Consider the following 3360-nt stretch of genomic DNA (forward strand, 5'->3'; position numbering starts at 1 on the left):
GGTGAACGCCGATAACGGTGTATCACATATAGGATGCCGAGCAAGTTATATGGTATTGAATGGTTGATAATCCTATCGGAATTATCAACGATTCAACACCCCAAAACCATCATTATGAAGTAATTGAAAATTAAATACTAACTTTAGAGAACTGGACTAGGGCTTTTCATAGGATACATTGTTAGCTGTAGTTATTTATTGCAATAACTGCCAGAGCAAGTTAATGGTGTTAGAACAAGTGAATTCAAAAACCAATGTTCTTCAATTTTTTTATACATTTTCCAATACTTACCCGTTATTATTGATTTTTCTGAATCATCCTTTTCAGTCCAACTTTCAATCCAATTTCCAGTTTCATAAGCTACATTCCATTCATCCATAACCTCAATTTTATTCGAATCAAATGTCATTTCAATATCAGGTCGGTTTTCAAATAGTTTTAGTAAAATATTTTTGATTTTTGCTTTTCCTGACCATTGACCACTTTCAGAAATTATTATTGATTTTGGTTCAAAAAGAGAAAATAATCTTGTTGTATCTCTTTCCTTAAAGGACTCATTCCATAACTTATTTTTTAATGCAATCTCTTTCGTGTTGGCAGGGTTTTGAGCTGTCAATTGAATACTGTGTAATGATGTCAGAAATAAAATAATATATAAAACTGGTCTTATTGTACTCTTTGGTTTCATTGTCGTTTAATTACAGCTAACGCCCAGATAAAAAGAGTGCGCTCAACGTTTGATAGGAGCTATGAAGTCTCTATTTAGCATTTCGGTTTCTACGAAGAAAGTAAGCGCATTAATTTTATCATTTGTTGTGGGTAGTTATTTCTTAAAAGGATAATAATCCGTTTGTGAATAAATCCAACCTAACATCTGCCTGTCTCTCTCAGTAAGTTCAATTTCCGTCAAATCGTGCCAATGTCCGTGTGCTGTTCCATTCATAACATCATATCTGACGTCAGAATGAATAGGGCCTAATAAATGACCTAATTCTTGGATTAAAGTTTCACCAGCAGCACCCAAGCCATTGTACCTGTTTAACGGAAGCATACCTATAAGATTTCTACCGGGCATTGCTACGCCCAAAGCACCTTGCGGCACACTTTGACCTACAATTCATCTTAGTAACTTAAACCTTTATCTGATAATTTATTATATTTAATGTCCAATACTCATCTAAACCAATAATATCATGAAAAATTCCAACCTTATTGCTACTGTCATCATTGGCTACATTGCTGTCTTTTTGGTCAGCCCATATGCCTATGGACAGGAAGAAGTGCTGACAGCAGTCTCAAAAGTTAAAAAAGATGTGGCCACCATGGAATATATTCTCAATAAAATCGAGCAGGATGTTGAAAAAGACAATCATAAAAACCTAGAGAAAAGTGGTCATGATTTTGAAGCCCTTCTTGCAGAGATAAAAAGTACAGGGAGCATATTTAGGGATGAGATTAGAAACGAACTGAACTCACTGACCAATGCACTAGCCTCAGATTTGGTTAATTACGAAAAGACTGTTCATAAATCCCGGTTCCTGGATACTCATAAGGAATTTGATAACGACATCAAAGCACTGAATTCTGATTTTCTTGATCTGAAAAATTATGTAAACGATCTAAGTGGTTTGGTCAATGAGGTGCTTCTGACCCCAGTTGTAGATACGGTCGTGGTTTACAGAGACAGAGAGCAGGTGCCGGCATCTCAAAATGGTAACCCCACCATAGAACCAAGTAGTGGCGGGGAAGTTACCAGTAACACGTATAAGAAGTCAGGTCATTCTTCGATGGGTTCGCTTAAGATGAAATCAGAATCCATTGGTATTCAAATGAACGGGATTGAATATGCTTTTAAGTACAGCAAGTTTAAGGACATTGCCGACTACTGCAGTAAGATTTCAGATTTGTGCGAGGAAATGAAATCTTTATCTACTGATAGTCAGCTAACGTCTTCCGTCTCAGAAATGAAAGAGATGGTGCATGATATGGAGCATCTGGCACTTCAGGGCCATTCCAAGCATGATGAACTACATCATGAATTTGACCATTTAAAAAAGCTTCATAAAAAGATCAATACCCACCTGGTATCAGCAGAATAGTGACCTTTTATTTTCCTGGAATGGGGCATCCGTTCGGTCAGAAATCTGATCTAAAAACTCATGCCTCACCGATGGTAGGGTATGATTGGTATGGAATTACTTTGTGAATAAAGCCAGTAGAGCATCTGTCGGTCACGGGTCGTTAGTTGTATTTTAGACAGGTCTGCATGATGCAACGGATGGGCTTTTCCGTTCATAAGGTCGGCAGGATCGTCCGAGTGGGACAGTCCCAGAATATGTCCCATCTCCTGAATAAGTACTTCGGCTGTACGGAGTGCATTATCCGAACCCGGAGGCCGCATAGTGATGCCCACGACCTTCGAGGGATTGGATTGGGTCAGAGTTGCCATGCCCAGCGTGGTACCAGAGAGTCCATGTCCACTCCAGTCAATGGTCATGTCTGCTTCCTGATGGCTTGATGCCAATTCGAAGAACCCGCTGGTTATCCCAATACTGCTGGCAGCATTATTCCAGGTATCTATCCCTTTATTGATGATGGGAGACCAGCTTTCATTCACTCCAAATTGGAGATGGTTTGAGTACACTTTTAGTGGTAGATAGGAACGGTCAAGACTCCTTGTATAGCCATTAAGCCCCCAGTATTCATAGCCCGAAGGCCTGGAAGCTACCAGTTCTTCGTTGGAATGAAAATAGGCACTTGCGTTTAGTTCAAAATAGGCCGTCCGGCCATCCTGGTAAGTGAGGTCAAATCCCAATTGGTCGTTGTAAACCGTTGGGCTTCCACCTGAAAGTTTGGAGATGACCCTTAAAGTATATTTCCCTCCAGAAGGAATGTTAATAGAAATATTATGATCCGCATTATTTTCTGAATTGACAAAATAAATAAAAGTCAGGTGATGGTGAATGTGTGCTCTGATGTTTACAGTACCACCAGATTGATTTATAAAGTCTACGAACTCAGAATTCGTCCATTCACCAAAATTTCCTTCCATTAATAAGGTTTGCTTGTCATAATTGTAATGGTCTGAATAGAATTCTACAGATTGTGAACTGGCAGAAAATCTTGCGGCGATAGCAAAAAAAAGAATGATCTGGATCTTCATAATATGAAAAATGTTTGTAACTAATCAGTCTACTTGAAATTCAAATTTAGCGATTAGGTTCAATGCTTGAATCACGTTCATTCCGTTTTTGATGGTGGTATCGATTACGGATCGGATTTTGGCAAAATTCTGAGCATTTCTGGGGTTTTTGAACTGGCCCGATATTTTTTGTTTTACCTTGACATTTCGAATCGCT

General features: G+C 38.7%; 4 protein-coding genes and 1 pseudogene. 1 reads left to right on the forward strand and 4 read right to left on the reverse strand.

Features of this window, described 5'->3' with window-relative positions:
* Window positions 1-191 precede the first annotated feature (191 nt).
* Together BFP75_RS11105 and BFP75_RS11110 are read right to left on the reverse strand one after the other, a co-directional pair.
* The gene (locus tag BFP75_RS11105; RefSeq protein WP_099545463.1) at window positions 192-689 is read right to left on the reverse strand and encodes a nuclear transport factor 2 family protein; all 498 of its coding nucleotides are present in this window, start codon (window positions 687-689) and stop codon (window positions 192-194) included.
* Between the two features lie 135 nt (window positions 690-824).
* Window positions 825-1052: a hypothetical protein gene (locus BFP75_RS11110; protein WP_123803416.1), complete on the reverse strand. Its 228-nt coding sequence runs from the start codon at window positions 1050-1052 to the stop codon at window positions 825-827.
* Between the two features lie 142 nt (window positions 1053-1194).
* Here BFP75_RS11110 and BFP75_RS11115 point away from each other — a divergent pair, with 142 nt between their 5' ends.
* Window positions 1195-2100 carry a hypothetical protein gene (locus tag BFP75_RS11115; protein ID WP_099545465.1) on the forward strand — a complete coding sequence of 302 codons (906 nt, stop codon included), beginning with the start codon at window positions 1195-1197 and terminating at the stop codon, window positions 2098-2100.
* A 65-nt stretch (window positions 2101-2165) separates the two neighbouring features.
* Here BFP75_RS11115 and BFP75_RS11120 read toward each other — a convergent pair whose 3' ends face one another.
* Complete coding sequence (locus BFP75_RS11120; RefSeq protein ID WP_099545466.1) at window positions 2166-3164, reverse strand: matrixin family metalloprotease; 999 nt, start codon at window positions 3162-3164, stop codon at window positions 2166-2168.
* A 24-nt stretch (window positions 3165-3188) separates the two neighbouring features.
* Window positions 3189-3360 (reverse strand): annotated as a pseudogene (locus tag BFP75_RS11125) (IS66 family transposase); the annotation flags it as partial.

The organism is Maribacter sp. 4G9 (genome assembly GCF_002742265.1).
Taxonomy (GTDB): Bacteria; Bacteroidota; Bacteroidia; order Flavobacteriales; family Flavobacteriaceae; genus Maribacter.

Excerpts from the sequence above, each read along its gene's own strand:
- BFP75_RS11105 (WP_099545463.1), bottom strand. The coding sequence starts at position 689 with ATGAAACCAAAGAGTACAATAAGACCAGTTTTATATATTATTTTATTT.
- BFP75_RS11120 (WP_099545466.1), bottom strand. The coding sequence starts at position 3,164 with ATGAAGATCCAGATCATTCTTTTTTTTGCTATCGCCGCAAGATTTTCT.
- BFP75_RS11110 (WP_123803416.1), bottom strand. The coding sequence starts at position 1,052 with ATGCTTCCGTTAAACAGGTACAATGGCTTGGGTGCTGCTGGTGAAACT.
- BFP75_RS11115 (WP_099545465.1), top strand. The coding sequence starts at position 1,195 with ATGAAAAATTCCAACCTTATTGCTACTGTCATCATTGGCTACATTGCT.